The sequence below is a fragment of the Clostridium sp. LIBA-8841 genome (assembly GCF_057782475.1).
Genome location: NZ_CM173488.1, coordinates 1,632,364 through 1,651,990 on the forward strand (window position 1 = coordinate 1,632,364; position 19,627 = coordinate 1,651,990).

General features: G+C 27.0%; 20 protein-coding genes. 17 read left to right on the forward strand and 3 right to left on the reverse strand.

The window, feature by feature from the left end; all coding sequences use genetic code 11:
* Positions 1-17 precede the first annotated feature (17 nt).
* The 9 genes from AC2A4K_RS07160 to AC2A4K_RS07200 all read left to right on the forward strand — a co-directional run bounded on the left by AC2A4K_RS07160 (position 18) and on the right by AC2A4K_RS07200 (position 8,635).
* Entirely contained in the window at positions 18-431 is a 414-nt protein-coding gene (locus tag AC2A4K_RS07160; RefSeq protein ID WP_322503634.1) for an EamA family transporter, read from the forward strand.
* Between the two features lie 342 nt (positions 432-773).
* Positions 774-1,451 carry a hypothetical protein gene (locus AC2A4K_RS07165; RefSeq protein WP_322503633.1) on the forward strand — a complete coding sequence of 226 codons (678 nt, stop codon included), beginning with the start codon at positions 774-776 and terminating at the stop codon, positions 1,449-1,451.
* Between the two features lie 179 nt (positions 1,452-1,630).
* A complete protein-coding gene (locus tag AC2A4K_RS07170; RefSeq protein WP_322503632.1) occupies positions 1,631-2,368 on the forward strand; it encodes a hypothetical protein in 738 nt (245 codons plus the stop codon).
* Positions 2,369-2,838: 470 nt separating this feature from the next.
* Positions 2,839-3,390: a hypothetical protein gene (locus tag AC2A4K_RS07175; RefSeq protein WP_322503631.1), complete on the forward strand. Its 552-nt coding sequence runs from the start codon at positions 2,839-2,841 to the stop codon at positions 3,388-3,390.
* Positions 3,391-3,614: 224 nt separating this feature from the next.
* The gene (locus AC2A4K_RS07180; protein ID WP_322503830.1) at positions 3,615-5,174 is read left to right on the forward strand and encodes a YceG family protein; all 1,560 of its coding nucleotides are present in this window, start codon (positions 3,615-3,617) and stop codon (positions 5,172-5,174) included.
* Between the two features lie 168 nt (positions 5,175-5,342).
* On the forward strand, positions 5,343-6,464 hold the full coding sequence (locus AC2A4K_RS07185) for a toxic anion resistance protein (protein ID WP_322503630.1): 1,122 nt from the start codon (positions 5,343-5,345) through the stop codon (positions 6,462-6,464).
* A 182-nt stretch (positions 6,465-6,646) separates the two neighbouring features.
* Positions 6,647-7,288: a TerD family protein gene (locus tag AC2A4K_RS07190; protein ID WP_322503629.1), complete on the forward strand. Its 642-nt coding sequence runs from the start codon at positions 6,647-6,649 to the stop codon at positions 7,286-7,288.
* 311 nt (positions 7,289-7,599) lie between these two features.
* Positions 7,600-8,187 (forward strand): TerD family protein, encoded by a 588-nt coding sequence (locus tag AC2A4K_RS07195; RefSeq protein WP_322503628.1) that lies wholly within the window; start codon positions 7,600-7,602, stop codon positions 8,185-8,187.
* Positions 8,188-8,365: 178 nt separating this feature from the next.
* A complete protein-coding gene (locus tag AC2A4K_RS07200; RefSeq protein ID WP_322503627.1) occupies positions 8,366-8,635 on the forward strand; it encodes a hypothetical protein in 270 nt (89 codons plus the stop codon).
* An 85-nt stretch (positions 8,636-8,720) separates the two neighbouring features.
* Here AC2A4K_RS07200 and AC2A4K_RS07205 read toward each other — a convergent pair whose 3' ends face one another.
* The gene (locus AC2A4K_RS07205) at positions 8,721-9,755 is read right to left on the reverse strand and encodes an acyltransferase family protein (protein ID WP_322503626.1); all 1,035 of its coding nucleotides are present in this window, start codon (positions 9,753-9,755) and stop codon (positions 8,721-8,723) included.
* Between the two features lie 320 nt (positions 9,756-10,075).
* Between AC2A4K_RS07205 and AC2A4K_RS07210 the strand changes: the two genes are divergently transcribed.
* Both AC2A4K_RS07210 and AC2A4K_RS07215 read left to right on the forward strand, forming a co-directional pair.
* Positions 10,076-10,288, forward strand: coding sequence for a hypothetical protein (locus tag AC2A4K_RS07210; protein ID WP_322503625.1), 213 nt, complete (start codon positions 10,076-10,078; stop codon positions 10,286-10,288).
* 242 nt (positions 10,289-10,530) lie between these two features.
* A complete protein-coding gene (locus AC2A4K_RS07215) occupies positions 10,531-10,989 on the forward strand; it encodes a hypothetical protein (protein WP_322503624.1) in 459 nt (152 codons plus the stop codon).
* A gap of 132 nt (positions 10,990-11,121) precedes the next feature.
* Here AC2A4K_RS07215 and AC2A4K_RS07220 read toward each other — a convergent pair whose 3' ends face one another.
* Positions 11,122-11,289: a hypothetical protein gene (locus tag AC2A4K_RS07220; protein WP_322503623.1), complete on the reverse strand. Its 168-nt coding sequence runs from the start codon at positions 11,287-11,289 to the stop codon at positions 11,122-11,124.
* Positions 11,290-11,541: 252 nt separating this feature from the next.
* Between AC2A4K_RS07220 and AC2A4K_RS07225 the strand changes: the two genes are divergently transcribed.
* The 6 genes from AC2A4K_RS07225 to hcp all read left to right on the forward strand — a co-directional run bounded on the left by AC2A4K_RS07225 (position 11,542) and on the right by hcp (position 18,025).
* Positions 11,542-11,997 carry a hypothetical protein gene (locus AC2A4K_RS07225; RefSeq protein ID WP_322503622.1) on the forward strand — a complete coding sequence of 152 codons (456 nt, stop codon included), beginning with the start codon at positions 11,542-11,544 and terminating at the stop codon, positions 11,995-11,997.
* Between the two features lie 730 nt (positions 11,998-12,727).
* Positions 12,728-13,255: a hypothetical protein gene (locus AC2A4K_RS07230; RefSeq protein WP_322503621.1), complete on the forward strand. Its 528-nt coding sequence runs from the start codon at positions 12,728-12,730 to the stop codon at positions 13,253-13,255.
* A gap of 333 nt (positions 13,256-13,588) precedes the next feature.
* The gene (locus AC2A4K_RS07235; protein ID WP_322503620.1) at positions 13,589-14,053 is read left to right on the forward strand and encodes a hypothetical protein; all 465 of its coding nucleotides are present in this window, start codon (positions 13,589-13,591) and stop codon (positions 14,051-14,053) included.
* Positions 14,046-14,783 carry a hypothetical protein gene (locus AC2A4K_RS07240; RefSeq protein WP_322503619.1) on the forward strand — a complete coding sequence of 246 codons (738 nt, stop codon included), beginning with the start codon at positions 14,046-14,048 and terminating at the stop codon, positions 14,781-14,783. The genes AC2A4K_RS07235 and AC2A4K_RS07240 overlap by 8 nt, the downstream gene beginning before the upstream one ends.
* Positions 14,784-15,275: 492 nt before the next feature.
* On the forward strand, positions 15,276-15,512 hold the full coding sequence (locus AC2A4K_RS07245; RefSeq protein ID WP_322503618.1) for a branched-chain amino acid ABC transporter substrate-binding protein: 237 nt from the start codon (positions 15,276-15,278) through the stop codon (positions 15,510-15,512).
* 872 nt (positions 15,513-16,384) lie between these two features.
* Entirely contained in the window at positions 16,385-18,025 is a 1,641-nt protein-coding gene (gene hcp, locus AC2A4K_RS07250) for a hydroxylamine reductase (RefSeq protein ID WP_322503829.1), read from the forward strand.
* Positions 18,026-19,032: 1,007 nt separating this feature from the next.
* Here hcp and AC2A4K_RS07255 read toward each other — a convergent pair.
* Positions 19,033-19,536, reverse strand: coding sequence for a GNAT family N-acetyltransferase (locus AC2A4K_RS07255; RefSeq protein ID WP_322503617.1), 504 nt, complete (start codon positions 19,534-19,536; stop codon positions 19,033-19,035).
* Positions 19,537-19,627: the final 91 nt, after the last annotated feature.

Here is a 19,627-nt window from a genome sequence, read left to right on the forward strand (position 1 = left end):
AATAAAGGAGAAATAATATGTGGTTTATTTACGCTATGTTATCAGCTATATTTGCAGCATTAACTTCTATTTTAGCCAAGATAGGAATTGAGAATGTAAATTCAAATTTAGCTACAGCTATTAGAACAGTAGTTGTATTAGTATTAGCTTGGGGTATTGTTTTTGTTACAGGCAGTTTTAAGGGAATAAAAAATATTTCTAATACATCAATGTTATTCCTAATACTTTCAGGATTAGCCACTGGTCTTTCTTGGCTTTTCTACTATAAAGCTATTCAGGTTGGTCAAGTAACTAAGGTTATAGCTATAGACAAGCTTAGTATCATAATAACAGTAGTAATGGCATTCTTTATTTTAAATGAGGAAGTAACCATAAAAACAATTGGAGGAGGAATATTAATTTTCATAGGGACATTACTTATGGCATTATAGTTTTATTAAATTTTTTAGATTCTTTAAATGTGCTAATTAAGTCAGTATGTGTTTAATTTTGTTCTAAAACATATACCGACTTAATTTTATAATATTTATATATTACTTATCATAAATAGAGTATTTATTTTAAAAGAGATTAGTAAGAAATAAATATTAAGGTATATATTACTATATAAAAGCAAAATAGAATATTAATTGGAATATTCTGTTTTTTTAGCACCTCTCCCCTTTTTATAGCTTTTTAGAATTATAAAATGGTTAAAATATGGTTTGTAACTATAAGTTTGTTGATATATAATAATTGAAGGTTATTTTTAAATGGAGGAGACGACTTAAGGAATGGAAAATGAATTTGATATTGAGTTTAAAAGGTATTTATATCAGGTTTTAGGAAAGGACAACCTTCAAGAGTTAGAATACAGAGAAGAAGATGAAGATTGTTATTTAGAGGTTGGCAGTAAACTTTCCATAGACCTTTCAGAGGATATGGTTAGCCTTTTGACGGACAAGGATAGTCTCCTAGTTATTCTAAGGTTTCCAAGTGAAGCGAAGAAAAGTTTTAGAGGCGTTAGTAAAGGAAAAGTTGATTTTGGATTTCAGCTTTTTAAGAAGGAAGAATTTAATATGCACTATGATTTTGTAGGTTTTACTTTATCTATTAAGGATGCTGTAGATTATAGTGACATGAGGCTAGATTTTAATTTTACTCCTGAGGATTTTGAATTTTCAGAGAGGATGAACTATGCTTTAAATATAGTAGCTATAGATGAAAAGCATACTGTAAGAGCTATGAGACACATTAGACTTCCAAGGGAACTTTGTAAGATTATTAGAGAGTACTATGTGAAGATCACAAATGAAGAATATGATAGGGAGCTTGCTTTAGATGATATTGAGAATCTTGATTCAATACTTTTTGATGGAATAACTTCAAAGCAAGTGGAGGAGAGTTTTAGTCTTTATAGCTTTACAGATGAGCCAGAAAAGTCTACTTTGGATAAGTATATAGAAGACTAAAAAATAAATAATAATTTATTGGATAAGTAAATATTAAGTTTATGGTTTTACAGAAGACTGTATTAAAATGGGTTTAATTAAGTAACCATTTTGATACAGTCTATTTAATTCTCTGTACCAATAGGACGTTTTGGTATATAATGGTTTAAAATATTATTGTAATAAATGGGGAGGTTTTTATGATGGATGAGAAGCTTAGTGATGTCAAAGATTTCGTCAGAGAACTTATTAAAACGGAAGAATTCGAAGAGGAGTTTTTCTTAAGTAACCTTGATGAGGCTAAGGAAGAGCTTAAAAAGAATTCAGAGTTAGATGAGACTTATGATGATGAGGGGGTTATTGTTGGTATAGGAGATAAGACTTATATGGATATTAAAGGAGATAGTGCAATGATTCTTCAGAGTAAGGATGAATTTAACCTTTTACTTAGATGGGATAATTCAACATTAGAAGATCAGTTTGCTATTAACTTTGGAAAGATAGAACTTGGGTTTCAAATATATCCTAAAGAAGACTTTGAGCTTTTACGAGATTTTGTGGGCTTTACTCTTACTGTAGATGGAGTATTGGAATGTAGTGCATTTCCAGTTGATTTAAATTTTGCTTCTAATGATTTTTATCTTTCAGAGGATTTAGATTATACTTTTGAAGTTCTTTTAATTGAAGGAGAAGAAGGTATAGTAAGAGCTATGAGAGAAATAAAAATGCCAAGGGAACTTTGTAAAGTTATCAGACAGTGCTATCTAAAAATAAAAAGTGATGATTATGAGGATGTAGAAGGCGTAGAGGATAGAGTGAATATTCAATGGCATGTTAGAAAGCTTGGAGGAAAAGCTGTTGAGCACAAGTATGGAGTTTATAAGATGAAAAATGAAATTCAGCTCTCTAAGTTAAATAGTTACATAAAGCTTATATAAATTTGTATAAACTCACAAAAATAAGAAAAATAAATTTTACATATATAAGGGATAATTTAGTGGTATCTAGATTATCCCTTTGGTTTAGTACTTTTAGAGGAAGTGGTATTTTGTTTTAAAATTTTTACCAATTTATTCATTAATATTTTCTTAAGTTAAGAATATTTACTTATTATTCAAAATATGCTACTATTTTACTGAGATGGAAATAGGAGTGAAAAAATTATAGAAATGCATGTTAAATTATAGAGGGTGATTTTATAAGGGGAAAAAAGTATATTATTTTTTTGTGTTACAGAGGAGTAGAATTATAGGGGAAATAAATAAAAATTGCTTTATTTATAAGGTTAAAAGTAAAGAGATATCTGTTAAATAACAGTAGAAACTTCAAAGTTGATTATGATTTTACTTGATTTACTTTGCTAGATTAAATTAAAACAATTTAGGGCAGTGAACAGGAGGTTAATTAAGTGAAAAAAAGTATTAAGTTTTTGATTTCAGGAGTATTTATTATAGCTTTAGCAGGAGGTTTTATGGGATGTAATAGTTCAGATAAAGCAGTAGCTAAAGGGAAAAAACTTATTGATGAAAAACAATATGAAAAGGCAGTTGTTTCTTTAGAATTAGCCTTAGATGATAATCCTAAGAATCAAGAAGTGAAAGAATTAAGAGATATGATAGAGAATTATTTAGAGGCAGAGAAGGCTTTTGAAAATGGAGATATTAGTAAAGCAGAAATTAAAATTGAAGCTATAGGAAATAAAGACGAAGCTTATGCAAGTTTCAAACAAAGCGTAGATAATCTTACTAAAAATATAGAGGGAAAAGATAAATATGATAAAGAAATAGATAGTGATATGAGCAAGTTAAATGAGTTTATAGATAATGGAAGCTATGCAGATGCTTTATTACTTGAAAAAAGCTTAGAGGGAAGACAAATGTCTGAAGCTCAGAGAGAAAGTTTTGATAAATTAAAAATAAAATTAACTTCAAAAGCTTATATAGAAAGCACAAGTAAGTAAATAGAGTTTGTTGATGATTATATTATAAGAGAGTATATCTTAGGATATGCTCTCTTATTTTGTATATTTAATTGGAATTTTATAGGGATAACAGAGAAGGCTAAAAGTTCATGGATTAAATTATTGTTAGTTTATGAAAAATTCCTAATATGTTGATTGTTGGATATAAAATAATATACAATAAAGTTACATAATTACAGAAGTATAAAAGAGGTGAAATTTTGGTGCATACTGATTTAGGACAGATAGTTTTTGGGATGTTTAAGGATAGAGTAAGTAGAGCATCTAAAAATGGAGAATTTAAACCTTGTTTTTATAGATTTATTGGAGTTTTTAATCGAGATAACTATGATAACATCTTAAAAACCCTTCAAGTTAAGTGTGAAGAGAATAAAGATATATCAATTATTTTTGATGGAAAAATTCCTTTAAGTGGAGAAATGGAGCTTATCCAGTATATTCTTAATGAGCTAAATAGAATGGATGTACAAAATCTTAAAAATGAGGAAATAAATATTTTTAATAATAGAGAAGTTAATTCAGTATTCCTAAGAGCTTTAGACTATGTGGTTTCAATTGCTCTTTCAAAGGAAAGCTTTTTTAATGATAATCTAAGAAATAACTTTATTACAAAACTAATTGTGTGGTCATACACTTATTTAAGAGAAATAGACTTCTACGGAGAGGTTAACCCTAAGTGTGTCTACTATGGAAATATTGAAAAGCATGAAATTTACTTTTTAATACTTCTTCATTTAATGAGTTTTGATGTGCTTTATATAAATCCTTTAAAAGAGGAATATTTCAATGAATTAGATAGGGATAAGCTGAGCCAAGAGATTCTTAGTAAAAGTATTTTACCAGTAGAAAGTTTTAAGGAGCGAGCAGCTAGAGGAAAGGTAATAGAGGATAATGAGACTATTACTAAGAAAATTCAAAGAGAGGTTGAAGAGGAACTATTTTCTAATACAGGCATGTTTAAGCCTTGGCAATTTAGAGATGGAAATACAGAAGTTATCTTATTAGACACAATTTTAGAAGATATATATATTTATTGGAATGAACCTTCAAAGCTTAGACATAACTTTGGAGTTAAAGGGAAAACAGTTAGAGTACCTTGTATTTTTATGAAGATAGATGGTGAGTATGAAGATACATATGAATATGTAAAACTTCTTAAACACTGTAAAAATTCACCTAATACCTTGTTCTTTAATACTGGAGAAATATCAGGAGATGGGACTGTTACAGAGGACATGTATCAACTTATGTTTTATCAACTAAGTGATGGAACATTTGATATTGAAAAAATAAAGGAGTTACCAGTTTACAGCTTTGGTAAGTATAGTGAAGAGGTTCAAAACCTACTTTTAAGTAAATTTAATGAAACATTATTAGATAAGGATCTTTTTGTAAAGAATTTTGATAGGGAAAGAAGCTTAAAGCTCTTAGTTTTAATCCTGTCCTTAAGTAAAGACATAATAAGACTGGTAGATAGCTTTGATTTCACATCTAATATCCCAAAGATAGTTATTGCCTTAAATGGAGAAGAGGAGATTTCAGAGGATGTGACAATGCTTCTTGGGTATTTACACAAGGTTGGTTTTGATATAGTTATCTTCAATCCATCAGGGCTTTTCAACATAAATAATGTAATTAAAACAGGAAAGGTTAATGTTATAAGATTAAATAGAATGAATTATAACTTAAACTTTAGGAAGCTTTTATCTTATAAGGGAAAGGAAACTAAGAAAAGCTTATTTTCTAAGCTTTTAGACTTTTAAGAAGATTTATAAAGTCATCTATTTAGGAAGTTTTATTTTAGTTAGATATTGTTAGTTAGGAATTTAGGTGTTCTTGGTGAAAGTTTAAAAGATAAAATCTAGCTTTAAAGGTAGTTAGATTAAGGGAAAAATACAGGGGATAAGCAAGAGTATGAGAGGAGAATTTTTATGATAAATATTAATAATAACATGGATTTGCAAAATAACAATATGGAGGCTTCAGAGGTGAATGCCATGGAACTTTTTGAAGAAACTAATGCCTATAAGGAGGCTTTAAGACAACTTCCAGAGGTTCAAAATTTAACTGGAGAAATAGAGGTTCAAAATCCTAACTCCATAATTAAGTTTGGGCAAAAGGCTAGTGAAGGGATTTCAAGAGTTTCAGATGAACTTTTAAATTCAATGAAGTCAGTTAAGGCTGAAGAAGCCAGTGAGATGCTTGTTCACTTAACTAAAATTATGGACAAGTTTGATATTAAAGAACTCGAAGGAAATGATAAGGATAAATCCTTCTTATCAAAGATATTTAAAGGAGCACAAACTACCATAGCTAAGCTTTTCCAAAAGTACGATACTATGGGATATGAGGTTGAGAAGGTGTATGTACTTTTAAAAAAATATGAAAGTGAAATTAGAGATTCAAACACTAAGCTTAAAAAGCTTTTTGACACAAACATGGAGTTTTATAAACTTCTTGAAAAATACATTGTTGCTGGTGAATTAGCTATAGAGGAAGTAGATTCTTATATAGAACAATTCTCTATGAACACTCAAATGAATATGGATGAAAGAAATATGATGATCCAAAAGTTAGAGCTTAGTAAGGAAATGCTATCACAACGTGTTTATGACTTGAGAGTGGCTGAAAATGTGGCTATTCAAGCAGCACCTATGATTCAAACAATTCAAATGTCAAACTTTAACCTTATGAGAAAGATAAACTCATCTTTCATAATAACTCTTCCAATATTTAAACAATGCTTAGCACAAGCTGTTATTTTAAAGAGACAGGATATTCAGGCTAAGTCAATGAAGCAGTTAGATGATAAGACAAATGAGCTTATTATGAGAAATGCATCAAATACTTCTAGACAGTCAGTTGAAATAGCTAAAATGGCTTCAGGAAGTTCAATTGCTGTGGAAAGCTTAGAGAAATCATATCAAACAATAATGAAAGGTATCGAGGATACTAAGGAAATTCAAAGAAAAAATAAGCAAGAAAGAGATGAGAACACTAAGAAGCTTGAAGCTATTAAGGCTGATGTTAAGAAAAATATATATAGTGTATAGTAAGTAAAAGGTTTTATGCTATGGAAATATTGATTTGTATTATCTTATAGTTTTAAAACAAATATTGAAAAAATTGCTTATTATAGATTTTTGAGGTAAAATAAATCTAATATTAAATGTATTTATAATAACATAATTTAATAGTGTTAAATAAATTAAAGAGAGAAATTGGAGGTTTTAATATGGCAATAAATTTAGGCGGAATGTTTGGTGGAAATAATGACTCATCAAATAACTCAAATCCTTTTAATAATGGAGTAAGTCCATTAAACTTACAAAAAAATGATATATTAGACTTAACTAAGAAAAATCCAGGACTTCAACAAGTTATATTAGGAGCTGGATGGGATGTAGCAGTAAGTGGACAAGACTTCGATTTAGATATAGCTGCATTTTTATTAAATGGAAATGGTAAAGTTGCTAACGTACCAGCTGATGTTATTTTCTTCAATAACCCACAAGGACAAGGTATTGCTTTAAGTAGTGATAATAGAAGTGGTGCTGGAAATGGCGATGATGAGAGAATAAATATAGATTTATCACAAATAAGAAGTGATGTACAAAAAATAGTTTTCTGTGTAACTATTCATAATGCACAAGAAAGAAGACAAACTTTTGGAATGGTTGATAACTCATATGTTAGAATACTGGACGCTAAAAATAATGAAAAAGAAGTTTGTAGATTTAACTTAAAAGAAGATGGTTCAACTGTAACATCAATAATATTTGCTGAATTATATAGAGACGGTTTTGACTGGCAGTTCAAAGCTCTTGGAGAAGGAAAAATAGCTGATTTAAACGGTCTTTTAGCTTTATATATGTAATAATTTAGATTAATGAAATAGTAAGAGAATATTAAGTAGAACATTATGATTTAAAGATAAGTTTGATTTTAGGATGAGGGTGATTTTTCTAGCCCTTTAGACAATTAAAGTTAAGTGGAAATTAAGTTGTAATTTAACTTTAAGATGAATAAAAAAAGTAGGTTGTTCCTTATTAGGGACAACCTATTGCATATAAAGGTAAATAAAAGGTATAAAGAGCTTATATAAGTAATTTATAAAATAATTTTTACATACAAAAGCAAAATATTTATGAAAATTTAAATGAATTTAAGAGGGTAAGGAGAATTGATATGTTAAATTTACAAAAGAATGATATATTAGATTTAACAAAAAAGAATCCAGGTCTTAATAATGTTATGTTAGGTGCTGGATGGGATGTTGCTAAGAAAAAAGGATTATTCGGCTTTGGTGGAGGGAAAGACTTTGATTTAGATCTTGTGGCTTTTCTTTTAGGCAAAGATGGGAAGTTAATAAAGGACAGCACAACCAATATAGTTTATTTTGGATGTAAAAAAGGTAAAGGAATTAATCTTCATGGAGATAACTTAACAGGTGCTGGTTCTGGAGATGATGAAAAAATTTCTGTTACATTAAACAATATCCCAATAGAGTGTGAAAAAATAGTATTTGCCATATGTATATATGATGGAAAAGAAAGAGGACAAACTTTCTCTCAAGTTAAAAATGCATATGTAAGATTACTTGATGTAGATAAAGGATACAGTGAAATCTGTAGATACAACTTAAGTGAAGATGGAACAAATGCAAGATCACTTATATTCTCAGAACTTATAAGAAATAATGGTGATTGGCAATTTAAAGCTGTTGGAGAATTAGTAGACGGTGCAATAGTAGACCTAAGAGCAAGATATAGATAAGTTCATAATTAAGTTTTTAAGTTATTAGATTTTAATAATAACTTAAGGTATATGATAAAAGACAGTGGGGAAGTGGTTTTTATAAACTACTTCCCTACGTTTATTAGTACACTATGAATACCTAAAGAATTATATTATATAAATATAATATCAAAGGGATATTATAGGGAGAGATTTTATGAAAAAAGTTAAGTTTTATAGAAAGTTATTATTTTTCCTAGGAATAAAAGAATTAACAGAAGATATTGATTTAGATTTTAATCCAAAGACAAGAATATCCTTTAGTATGACTTACCTAATAATACTTTATATACTAAATCAATATTTTTTAGAAATATTTATAAAAAATGTAAATATAGTTTTAAGGGTAATTATATTATTAGCTTCGTTAAGTGTATTTGTTGAATCTCTGTATATGATAACTATGAAACAGTATAATAGTAAGTAGATGTGTAAGATATTTTCTTAGATAAAAAAGTTATTAAAAATAATTAAAGCAAAAAATAAAGAGGATAAAATAAATATTTACCCTCTTAATCCTTTATAAATAATAAGTTGTTAATTTTATTTAAGAACTTAGTGAAAATTCTAGCTACTTTATCTCTAGAAAGAATAAAAGTAACTATTAAAGAGCCTAGTATCAAAGCAAAAAGCTTTCCGGAGTTACTAGACATTAAAGTTGTTAATCCTAAAATGCTACCTATAAAGTAAGTATGTAGGAAATATACTGCAAGAGTATTTTTACCTATTTTTGATAAGAATGTTGCCCTTTCAGACATTAAGTTTATGAAAACATAGACGAAAGCAAATCCTATAATATAAACTGAAATATAAAGCAGTACGGCAGTAATTAGATTCATATTAAAACTATGATATGATCTATCCGCCCAGAAAAACTCATCAGGAATATTTGTAAACCTAACAAATACAAAAGCTATTAGAATTCCCACGGCTACAATAAGCAGTGCAGGCACCTTATTTAAAAATCTAAATTTTATAAATCTCTTAAGCTTTTTTAGTCTTTCCTCACTAGAGTAATATCCAGCTAAGAAAAAAGGTGCAAAGGTAATAGTTCTAGAAAGAGCCATATAAGCTCCAAACTCACCAGATAGTTTTACAACTATACCAACAATAATACTAAGAATAAATACATTTTTAAATTTCAAAAGGTCTGGCAAGAAAATCTTCCATAAAAACATAGCGAATATATACCATAATGCCCATCCAGGAGTAAAAAAAGAAAATGCCTGTGCATTAGGAGGTTCAATAAATCTACCATGCAAAAATAATGAACCAATTAACTCAAGTATATTCCATATTATATTAAAGAGTAAAAATGGTATAAGAAAGTTCCTAACAGCATTCTTACGTCCTTTTTCCACATTCTTAGAAAGATAGCCTGAAATAAAAACAAATACAGGCATATGAAACTCATATATAAAAACATATAAAAATCTTGCTAGCTCATAATCCTTTCTAATAAATTCTAAGCTGTGTCCCAAAACAACCAAAAATATTAGAAGTCCTTTACTATTGTCAATTAAGTAATTTCTAGTCCGTGTTTCCAAGTAATCCACTTCCTTAAATAAGAATTTGAATACCTTTACTATAATATTTTAGTATAGTGAGAAGTATAAATTTTATAACAGATTAATTATATCATTAAATACTTTATATGAATTAAAAATATTCTTATAAAAGTATTAAATTTGTAGTGATAATATATCAAAAAATATAAGAGATATATTTTTATAGTATTAAATAGAAAAATACATGCAAATATAGAAATAGCCTTTAGTTAATATTAATGTAGGCTGATATAATTAATTAAAATTCACAAATTAAGCAAGGGATCATGTTAGATCAAACATGATCCCTTGCTTAATTTGTGAATAAAAATGATAATATTTTAAATGTTTTAGAGTTAAGAAAGCTTTTAGCTAATAGAGGAAGGTTTAAAGTATCTAAAAATCTAAATTATAATGGAGATAATGATGGGAATTTAGAAGAGTTAAGAACATACTTTTTAAAGAATTTATTTTATCTTCAATTTAAGGAGGTTCAAGCTTTAAATCAGAAGAGTCAGAAGAATATAGCTTAATAAGACTTGTACCAAAGGGATATGATGTTAAAAAGTCAGCCTTAGTACATATAGATTAAATGGGTGAATTCATTGAAGATAAGTAAGAGTCAGAAAACTGGAAAAATAATATATTTAAGTAGAGAAATTTTAGAGAAAACACCTATTAAACGTATTGCAAAGAATTGTAATATATAAACAAAAATGTTATAAAATATGCTATTATATATTTATAATAAACATTTCATAGAAAGGTATTTAAAATGAAGAAAACTATAGTAGCCATAGTGGTGTTATTAGTAACATTACTTGGATTTTTAGGAACAAAGTTTTCTACAAAGGATGATCTTCACTCTGATGTTTCATTAAAAGAAGCATCTATATATTCAGAGGAATCAGAAGTAATATATTCAGTTGAGGGTGACTATAAAGAGGGAAGAAGTTATGCACTAGAGCTATCTCTTAATATTCCTTTAGGAGATGGTACATATACGAAAAGAGTGTTTAAAAGAGATGAACTTAAAGCTACTAAAGATACAAAAATACTTTCAGATAGAGTATCAATTGAAGAAATAGAAGATGTTCTTTCAAGTAGTGAAATTTATAAGGGTCTTAAGGATTCAATTGGAGATTGGGGAGAGCTAGAATATACCATTGCTGTATACAATAGTGAGAATCGTGTGTTAGGAAGTAAATCAGAAATTAATAAAAAGCTTAACTAATTAAAATAAAACACAAGAATATTTCTTGTGTTTTATTTATGTATGATTTAACCTAGTATTGATTTTTAGATAAATTCTTAAGTTAGGTTTTAATGCTAGTAAAATTAACATTTATATAAAATATAACCTATTTTACAAGTTTCTAACCTTTCTATGACCACAAGCAGGGCATTTGAAAACAAGTTTATTTTCTTCATCATAGTCATAAGCAAACTTATTTTCTTCCATTTCTTCACCACAGATTTCACAAAAATCTTTTTCTATTTTTATATTAGCTTTATTTAAATCTTTTCTATTCATAATAAATTCTCCTTTAGTTTCAAATCAAGTGATTATTTCAATATAAGATTTCTTTAGTGATATAATTAACATCTTCTAAAATTTAATGATCTATTATATATATTAAAACAGTATTTTAATATTATTTCTACTTAAATTGTAAATTTTTTATAGTATCTATTTTAAATAATATATAATAAAATATATATGGTAAAATAAGGGATATATATAATTTTAACTATATATAAATCTTTCTAATAGGGGGATAGGTATTTGATTAAAGAAGAGGTAAATTTAAAACTAAAGAATCAGAGAATTATGTATATATTATTATTGATAATTGCTATATTTGTAATTTTTTATCAGAAAAATGAGATTAATAGTTATAAGAAATCTCTAACTATATCTTTAGAAGAAAATATGGATGTAATTATAAGAGAATCACTTAATTTAAGAGATGACGAGGTCTACAATAAGGTGCAAGGACATATTAAAGCAGCTGTAGTAGCTAGTAAGGGATTAGAAAAGAGTGAGTGGTTATATGGAGATGGATATGAATGGAGTTTAAGGGGCTTATTTTATGAATTTGAACATATGATGAATGATAGCAAAGAAAGAGCCTGTATATTCTTTGAGAAGGAAGAGGTACAAGAACTATTAAGTAAAATATCATGTAACTTGGAAGATAGAACTTCTATTAATAAACTTATTAAGTTAGTAGGGTATTAGTATATTTAAAAATATATTGTTTGAAAGTGTTATTAATCTAGTAAAGAATATAAGTTTATTTACTTAATAAATATGATGGAATAATAGAAAAAACAATAATATTTATTAATATTAGAAACTTTATAATGATATAATATATATATAGAATGAAATCTGTTTTTAGTTCATTTTTATTTAATTGATAGTAGGACTTGTGTAATTACCATTTCATAGGGTCAATTTATAGAGAGAGTAGCCATTTAAATAAAGTAGACTAAACTTAGAATGTTCTTTTGGTTAAGTAAATATTAAGGACTAGCTAAAAGTTAAAATTAGCTTAATTACAATAATATTTAGGAATAAATTTTATTAAAAAATTATTCAATAAATAGAGAACTTTAGTATAAAATAAATATTTAAAAGTTATAAGAACGTAGTGTTATAAAGAACTGGTAGCCTTTTACTATTTATGCTATTATATAAAATGTGATAACAAAATGTTAACAATTATTTATATAGAGAAGTATTTTTGTTATTGCATTTAAGTTTTAGATTAGATTCTTAAGTTTTTTGCTTTTGCAGAGTTCTAAATTCATATTTAAATTCGAAGCTTAACTTAAAAATTAGCCAAATTTTAATACAGTTTTTTAATATTGTGTTTATAAGCTTAAATAAGCTAGTACAAATTAATTTATAACTAAAGTTTTAATAGATTAAAAATAATAATATTTCTAGATGAAGGAGAACAGGAATGGGAGTTACTACATATAAGACAAAGAACGGAAATTTTGTAATTGATTCTAAGAAACTTAATGAGAAGGTTACTGAGGTTTATAAAACTTATGGATTTGATCTTAATTTATATGAGTTTGAAGATGAAGTGGACAAGGTTTTTTATCTTAGATATGCGGTTATGAAGTTGAAAGAAGAGTTAGTAGGAAAAAGAAAGAAATCCGAAAAGGAAAAGTTGGCTGAAAACTGGTATGATGTAATGTGTGAAAAATTTGGAGTTGATTGGGATAAGGAAAATGCTTGGTGTAAGTATATTTCTGAGAAATATATAATAGCAGAGATTACTCCAGAGGGAAAAGAGATTCCGGAAGCTTGTTATGATACAAAGGTTGAGGCAATTATGGAGTTTCTTAAAATGGGAGCTTGTGATAATCTTAAGGTTTTTAGAGGAACTACAGTGTGCAAAGATATTTGTGGAGAAGAGGTTTTAATTGCACTTAAGAGAAAAGATGATTATGTATTTCCACCTTTTCGTGAAGGCTTTTAATATATTTAAATAGTTGAGAAGTAATAAAGCTTATAAATATGTCATAGAAGAATTCTCTTTTTGTAATATTTATAAGTTTTTTATTTTGTTTTGAAAATTTAATTATTAATAGCTTAAAAAATAGAAATTTTATACTTAAAAAATTAAAAGTAGAGAAAGTGCTTTACTTTTTCTAGACGAAAAAATAATTAAGCAATATATGAAATAAAGTAAGGTAATACTTAAATATATAAAGAAAATAATTTCTAAATATAGGATTATTTTTATATTTAAGTAATATTAAGTTATTGAATTTAATATATTTACATGGGAGTAATTTTTAAGGATAGAAAAATGAATTGGATTAAAATTAAGTCTTTAGATGAGTTAAAGGAGCTTGGAACTTTTAAGACGGTTAAAAATAAAATACAAGAAGATGCTGGTCCTTTAGTTAATATGAAATGTAGAGGATGGAATGATCTTTATAATAAAGTTGTTAGTTATAAAGATGTTTTAGAGAAGGCTAAGGAACTTTTACCAAAGCCAGAACCAGAGGTTCATGAAATATCAGAAATTCCTACAACATATTTCTCAAGTTTAAGCAATGAGTATATTTTTTATCTTTTAGAACTTGATGGAGATATAAGATCTAAAAAGCTAGGAATTACTAAGGCTCATTATAGTAATAAGACTAGAGCTAGAAATTGGATGAATAAGATTGCTAAATGTATTCATCCAGATCAATGTAATCATCCAAAGGCAGATAAAGCTATGGCAAAACTAAATGCCATTTATAAGAATATGGTGAAGAATGGCTAATAAAAGCGAAAGTGATTGTAAAGCTCTAGAAATTTTTAAGTATAGTGGTAATGACTTTGATTTTAAAGAGCCTGAAAGAAATGAGGAGCTTTCTTCCAAGGTACACAAGGAAATTGATAATGCCTGGAAGGGCTCTTCTTTTTTAGATAATAAGGGATGGGTTTGGATTAGAGAGGATAGATTACATTCAATCTTAAGGACAACAAAGGGAAATGCAGCATATCTTTTAGATAAGATATATGATAAATATAAAATGAATATTGGAAATACAACCTACGTTAGAGGTTTTGAAATAGTTAAACTTATATATAAAAGAATTGAGGAGAGTGGAGCAGGAAAAACTGAGAAATATCTTGCTCTTTCTCAGAAGTATTATGATGCCATAACAAATAGTGATAAGGCTAGAATATTAAGGCTTGAATATGGAAGAGATATGGTTGAAATTAGAAAAGCCTTAAAGAAAAAAAGAAAGAATAAATATAAAATAGATGCTGATGAATTAACTCTAGAGCCTTTAAAATTTAAAACAGCTGAATTTTCACATATAAGAAGTGTTTCTTTATATCCTGAAAGTGCAGGAAACTTTGAAAATGGACTTTTAGTAAATAAGGAAACTCATAAATTAATAACTGAAAAATCCATAAATGATGAGGACGAACTTTTTGAATTATGTGAAAAAATGAAATGGAGCGTAGCATGGTATGACCCTTATAAAGAGCAATTTAATTAGACTATGATAGAATAACGGTTAAAATTTAATTTTAGGACTTTATTTTAAGTTAAAGTTGATTTTTATATGAGAAAATAGAAAGAATTATTCTTATATAAAAAATTAAAAAGAACTTAAAATATGGTCCTATTTTTTTGACATTATTTAAGTTAATTTACATAAAATTGTTTATAAAAAATTCATAGAAAATGTTTACATAATAAGGCGGTAGTAGTATAATAAAGGTGGCAAGAAAAGAGAGATTACTAGAAAAAACAAGGCTTAAGCCTTTAGTTATATAAACTTAAAAGTGGTTTATTTTTTGTGATTTTTGTAAGTGTTTCTTGATAGCCTAAAAGTTTTAGTTTTGCTTTTCCCATAGTAAACTCTTTTCTTGTTAAAGTATACTATGGTGGTATAGAATTGTGGAAACTTTATTTATTTTAAAGACTTTGTATTTTAACATGATTCACTTTGTAAGGAATTTATGATTATTATAAGGGGTGTTGCATTATGTTATACAAAAGTAATGAAAGAATAAAAATAACTTTAAATGAAGACTTTCTAAGTAGAGTTGATTTTATGAGAGCGGTTGTTAGATATTTGACTAGACATAATAAAGAGTGTAAAATTTTAGATCTTTATTATTTAAGTATTAATAATAGAAAGTATTATTTAAGAGATCAAAACCTAACACCAGAAGGTGCAAAATTTATTCGAAACGCAATTTTAATTCCTGTAGAGGAATAGAAAAGTGATTTTGTAGGTATAGTAGATATATTTGAAAGATTAAGAGTCTTCTTTTCTTAGGAGAGTCTTAATCTTTTTTTGATGTAGAAATTTAGTCGAAGTTTATATAAAAATCAAATGATAGCTTATTTAAAAAGATAATAAAAAGTGAGGAATGAATCCTCACTTTTTAATGGTGACATAATGTAAATTAAAAAGTAAGTTTTGAAATGAGGTTACTAAAATAGTCATATAGGCTAATACATAATTTAACTAAAGGAAAATTAAAGTTTAAGTAAGCTTTTTCTGTATGGAATTAAAAAACAAAGTAGACATTAATAGCTAAAACAAAAAAGTGTTTAGAAAAAACATACAATAGCAAAACAAGGAGGTGTTTATGTATAAGCCTATATAATTATTAATATGATAATTTACAATTTTGGTGAATAGATTAAAGACTTATTATTTTAATAACTTTATATTATGAAAGTGTTTTCTGTGTTAAAAGGCTTTAATTAGAAATTAAAGCCTTTTAGTGGTTTATAGAGAAAATTTAAGTTTTAAAAATTAAAAAATAAGTATAGTGTATTGGTATAAAAGGTTTTATTAAAATTTAATAGAATATTCCTGTAAACTTGAATTAAGTTTGACTTTATTTCGCATAATAATAAATAAATAAATAAATAAAGTTTTCAATTTTTATTTTAAAGATATAAAAATTATAAGTATATAGGAAAGATTTATATTAAGATTTTTTAAAGTTAATTTTTAAAATTTATCTATTTTACTGTTTTTAATAATTTATGGTTTAACTTAGATTGTTAAGGAGATAAGTATTAATTAGATTAAGGCAAATATTATTTTAAGGAGGAATTATTTTGAAAGATTCATTAATGTTTTGTTATCAGTGTGAACAAACAATGGGAGGAAAAGGGTGTACTAAGATGGGGGTCTGCGGCAAAACTCCTGAAATAGCTAATCTTCAAGATTTGATTATTTATCAACTAAAAGGTATATCTTGCTATGCAAAGGCTCTTCTTGATAAGGGAGAAGATATTGATGAAGAGGTAGTTAAATTGGTTGAAAATGGTCTTTTCACAACTCTTACTAACGTAAACTTCGATCCAGAAGCTCATGTTAAACTTCTCTTAGAATCTCAAAGAATAAAAGAAGAACTTAGAGAGAAGGCACCAGAAGGTGATTATCCAGACCATGCTACATATAATTTAAGTGAAACGAAGGAAGAAATGTTAAATGATGCTGTTAAAGCAGGAATAATGTATGATGATAGTTTAGATCAAGATATAAGATCCTTAAGATCAACAATTTTATATGGATTAAAAGGAATATCAGCTTATGGACATCAAGCTAGATTTATAAATTTTCGTGATAAAGAGGTGGATAACTTTTATTTCATAGCTTTAGAAGCCACAACTAATGATAAATTAACTGTAGATGATTTAATAGCATTAACTATGAAAACTGGAAATGCAGCAATTGCAGTTGTGAAGCTATTAGATGATGCAAATACAAGTAAATATAATCATCCAACACCTCATAAGGTAAACATAACTCTTAAAAAAGGACCTTTTATCATAATTTCAGGTCATGATTTGAGAGATTTAGAAATGTTATTAGAACAAAGTGAAGGTATGGGAGTTAATATATATACTCATGGAGAGATGCTGCCAGCTCATGGGTATGAAGGTCTTAAAAAATATAAGCATTTAGCAGGAAACTTTGGTTCAGCTTGGCAAAATCAACAAAAAGAGTTTGATAATATTCCAGGATGTATTTTAATGACAACAAACTGTTTAATGCAACCTAGAGAAAGTTATAAGGATAGAATATATAGTACCAGCGTAGTAGGATGGGAAGGAATAAAATACATAGAAGCTGATGAAGATGGATATAAAGATTTTTCAGAAATAATAAATCAAGCTATTGAACTTGGAGGGTATGATGAGGATGAAGAATGTAAAGAAATTCTAGTTGGCTTTGGCCATAAGGCAACATTAAGTCATGCCGAAGAAATCATTTCAGCTGTTAATGATGGAAAGATAAAGCATTTCTTTGTAATAGGTGGATGTGATGGAGCAAGACCAGGAAGGAATTATTATACAGACTTTGCTAAAGAGGTTCCTAAGGATTGTATAATTCTAACTCTTGCCTGTGGAAAATATAGGTTTAATAAGTTGGAATTTGGAGAAGTAGCAGGACTTCCTAGATTACTTGATATAGGTCAATGTAATGATGTATATTCAGCAGTTAAAATAGCAATAGCTTTGGCTGATGCTTTTGATACTAATGTTAATGCCTTACCTCTTAGTATAATTCTTTCATGGTATGAACAAAAGGCAGTAGCGGATTTATTAGCATTGTTAGCACTTGGAATAAAGGGAATTTATTTAGGACCATCCTTGCCAGCCTTTTTGTCACCAAATGTGCTTCAGTATTTAGTTGATAACTTTGATATTAAACCAATAAGCACTCCAGAAGATGATCTTAAAAACTGTTTGCAACAAAGAGTATAATAATAAAGATATATTTTTTCTAAGGTAAGATATACAAAAGAGAAGAGGTTTAGGCTTCTTCTTATTTTTTTAGACAAAAAATAAGAGAAAGAGGGTACTTTCTCTTATTTTAATCTTAATTTATAAAGCAAGACCTAAGTTAAATATGTAGGTTTATGCTCTATTTCTTCTTTTGATTAAGATTTAGATTAGTTTAAAGGAGATTTTAGGGTTAATCTATAGGAGTCTTTTGTTTATTATGTTTTTACCTTAGTAATTCATTTTAAAAGTAAAATAGGCTTTATTATGTACTGATTAATAAAAGGAGTATTTTACTTATAAAAGATATAATCGTTAGTTTTTTATCTTATTTAATTTGCTTATGCTATCATAAACCTTATGTAATTATGTAAAATGGATAAAATCCATGTTTTTAGCTTTTTAAGGTAGTGTGTAGCCATTTGTATAATGAAAGCATTTAGAGAGGAGAGCATCATTGTTATTTTAGCTACACACTTATTTATATTTGGTATATAAACTATTTAAATCTTGGTTCTATAATATATTTGCATATTATTAATGCAAATAAAAATATAAAACCTGAATTATTAGAGTCTTTGAAAATCATAGTAGAATTTTCAAAGACATTAAAAATACCTAAAAAATTAAGGACATATGAAATTAAGAATCCTAAGTATAAGAATAAACAAATATATTTAGTTATTAAAAACTTATACTCTTTTTGACTCATAATAGATTCCTTTTCATAGATTTCTTTAGAGTCTTTAGTAAATATGTTTTTTTGAAAGGTGATAATTTCTTTTAATTCTCTAAAAAACAGATATATAAAGATGCAAAATAATAATATTAATAGTAAATATAGTATTAGTTCTTTAATCATAACAACAACCTACCTAACTTAAAATAATACTAATATATTCTTTTTTGACACCCTTAGTAAAGATTATAGACACAGTTAAGAATTCTTATACAATTTAAATAAAAAATATATTTATTATTTAGATATTTTAGGTATTTAGTATTGGAGTTAACTCTTTTTTCAATAGACGCCTTCCATCTTCGTAGAAAATCGTACTATCTGAGAAACCATTAATTTTCCAAAAGGCCTCATTTCTCTTGTTCGTAGGAGTAAGTTCAATAGTTTTAGCACCTTCTTTTACCATTATTTCTTGAAGTTTAGTATAGGATAGTCTACCTAAGCCTTTTTTTCTAAACTCTTTATTTATACAATATTCCAAAATAATAGATTTGCCACACTGATCAACGTGAATAATATAAGTTGCAAAACCTAGTATTTTTTCTTCATCTTTAAAAAATACGATTCTTAATGGATTAAAATCTCTTTCAGAAAGCTTTATAAGGGCATCTTTATATTCTTCAGAGAGAAAATATTCAAAAGCCTTTTTGAAGTTTGGAGTTATTTCAAAAATATGATTTATATAATCATGAAACATATTCCAAAATAGATCTAAGTCCTTAAAGCTTTCAATAGGATAAATTTTAATACTCATAATACATATGTGGAGCTTGAAATAATTTTAAGCTCTCACCACATCCCCCTTTCTTATTATCAAACCAAAATTAAATATGTTAAGGAATAAA

Coding starts and splice junctions, on each gene's coding strand:
- AC2A4K_RS07230 (WP_322503621.1), top strand. CDS start 12,728: ATGGGAGTTACTACATATAAGACAAAGAACGGAAATTTTGTAATTGAT.
- AC2A4K_RS07255 (WP_322503617.1), bottom strand. CDS start 19,536: ATGAGTATTAAAATTTATCCTATTGAAAGCTTTAAGGACTTAGATCTA.
- AC2A4K_RS07215 (WP_322503624.1), top strand. CDS start 10,531: ATGAAGAAAACTATAGTAGCCATAGTGGTGTTATTAGTAACATTACTT.
- AC2A4K_RS07220 (WP_322503623.1), bottom strand. CDS start 11,289: ATGAATAGAAAAGATTTAAATAAAGCTAATATAAAAATAGAAAAAGAT.
- AC2A4K_RS07185 (WP_322503630.1), top strand. CDS start 5,343: ATGATAAATATTAATAATAACATGGATTTGCAAAATAACAATATGGAG.
- AC2A4K_RS07195 (WP_322503628.1), top strand. CDS start 7,600: ATGTTAAATTTACAAAAGAATGATATATTAGATTTAACAAAAAAGAAT.
- AC2A4K_RS07170 (WP_322503632.1), top strand. CDS start 1,631: ATGATGGATGAGAAGCTTAGTGATGTCAAAGATTTCGTCAGAGAACTT.
- AC2A4K_RS07240 (WP_322503619.1), top strand. CDS start 14,046: ATGGCTAATAAAAGCGAAAGTGATTGTAAAGCTCTAGAAATTTTTAAG.
- hcp (WP_322503829.1), top strand. CDS start 16,385: ATGTTTTGTTATCAGTGTGAACAAACAATGGGAGGAAAAGGGTGTACT.
- AC2A4K_RS07165 (WP_322503633.1), top strand. CDS start 774: ATGGAAAATGAATTTGATATTGAGTTTAAAAGGTATTTATATCAGGTT.
- AC2A4K_RS07160 (WP_322503634.1), top strand. CDS start 18: ATGTGGTTTATTTACGCTATGTTATCAGCTATATTTGCAGCATTAACT.
- AC2A4K_RS07245 (WP_322503618.1), top strand. CDS start 15,276: ATGTTATACAAAAGTAATGAAAGAATAAAAATAACTTTAAATGAAGAC.
- AC2A4K_RS07190 (WP_322503629.1), top strand. CDS start 6,647: ATGGCAATAAATTTAGGCGGAATGTTTGGTGGAAATAATGACTCATCA.
- AC2A4K_RS07235 (WP_322503620.1), top strand. CDS start 13,589: ATGAATTGGATTAAAATTAAGTCTTTAGATGAGTTAAAGGAGCTTGGA.
- AC2A4K_RS07200 (WP_322503627.1), top strand. CDS start 8,366: ATGAAAAAAGTTAAGTTTTATAGAAAGTTATTATTTTTCCTAGGAATA.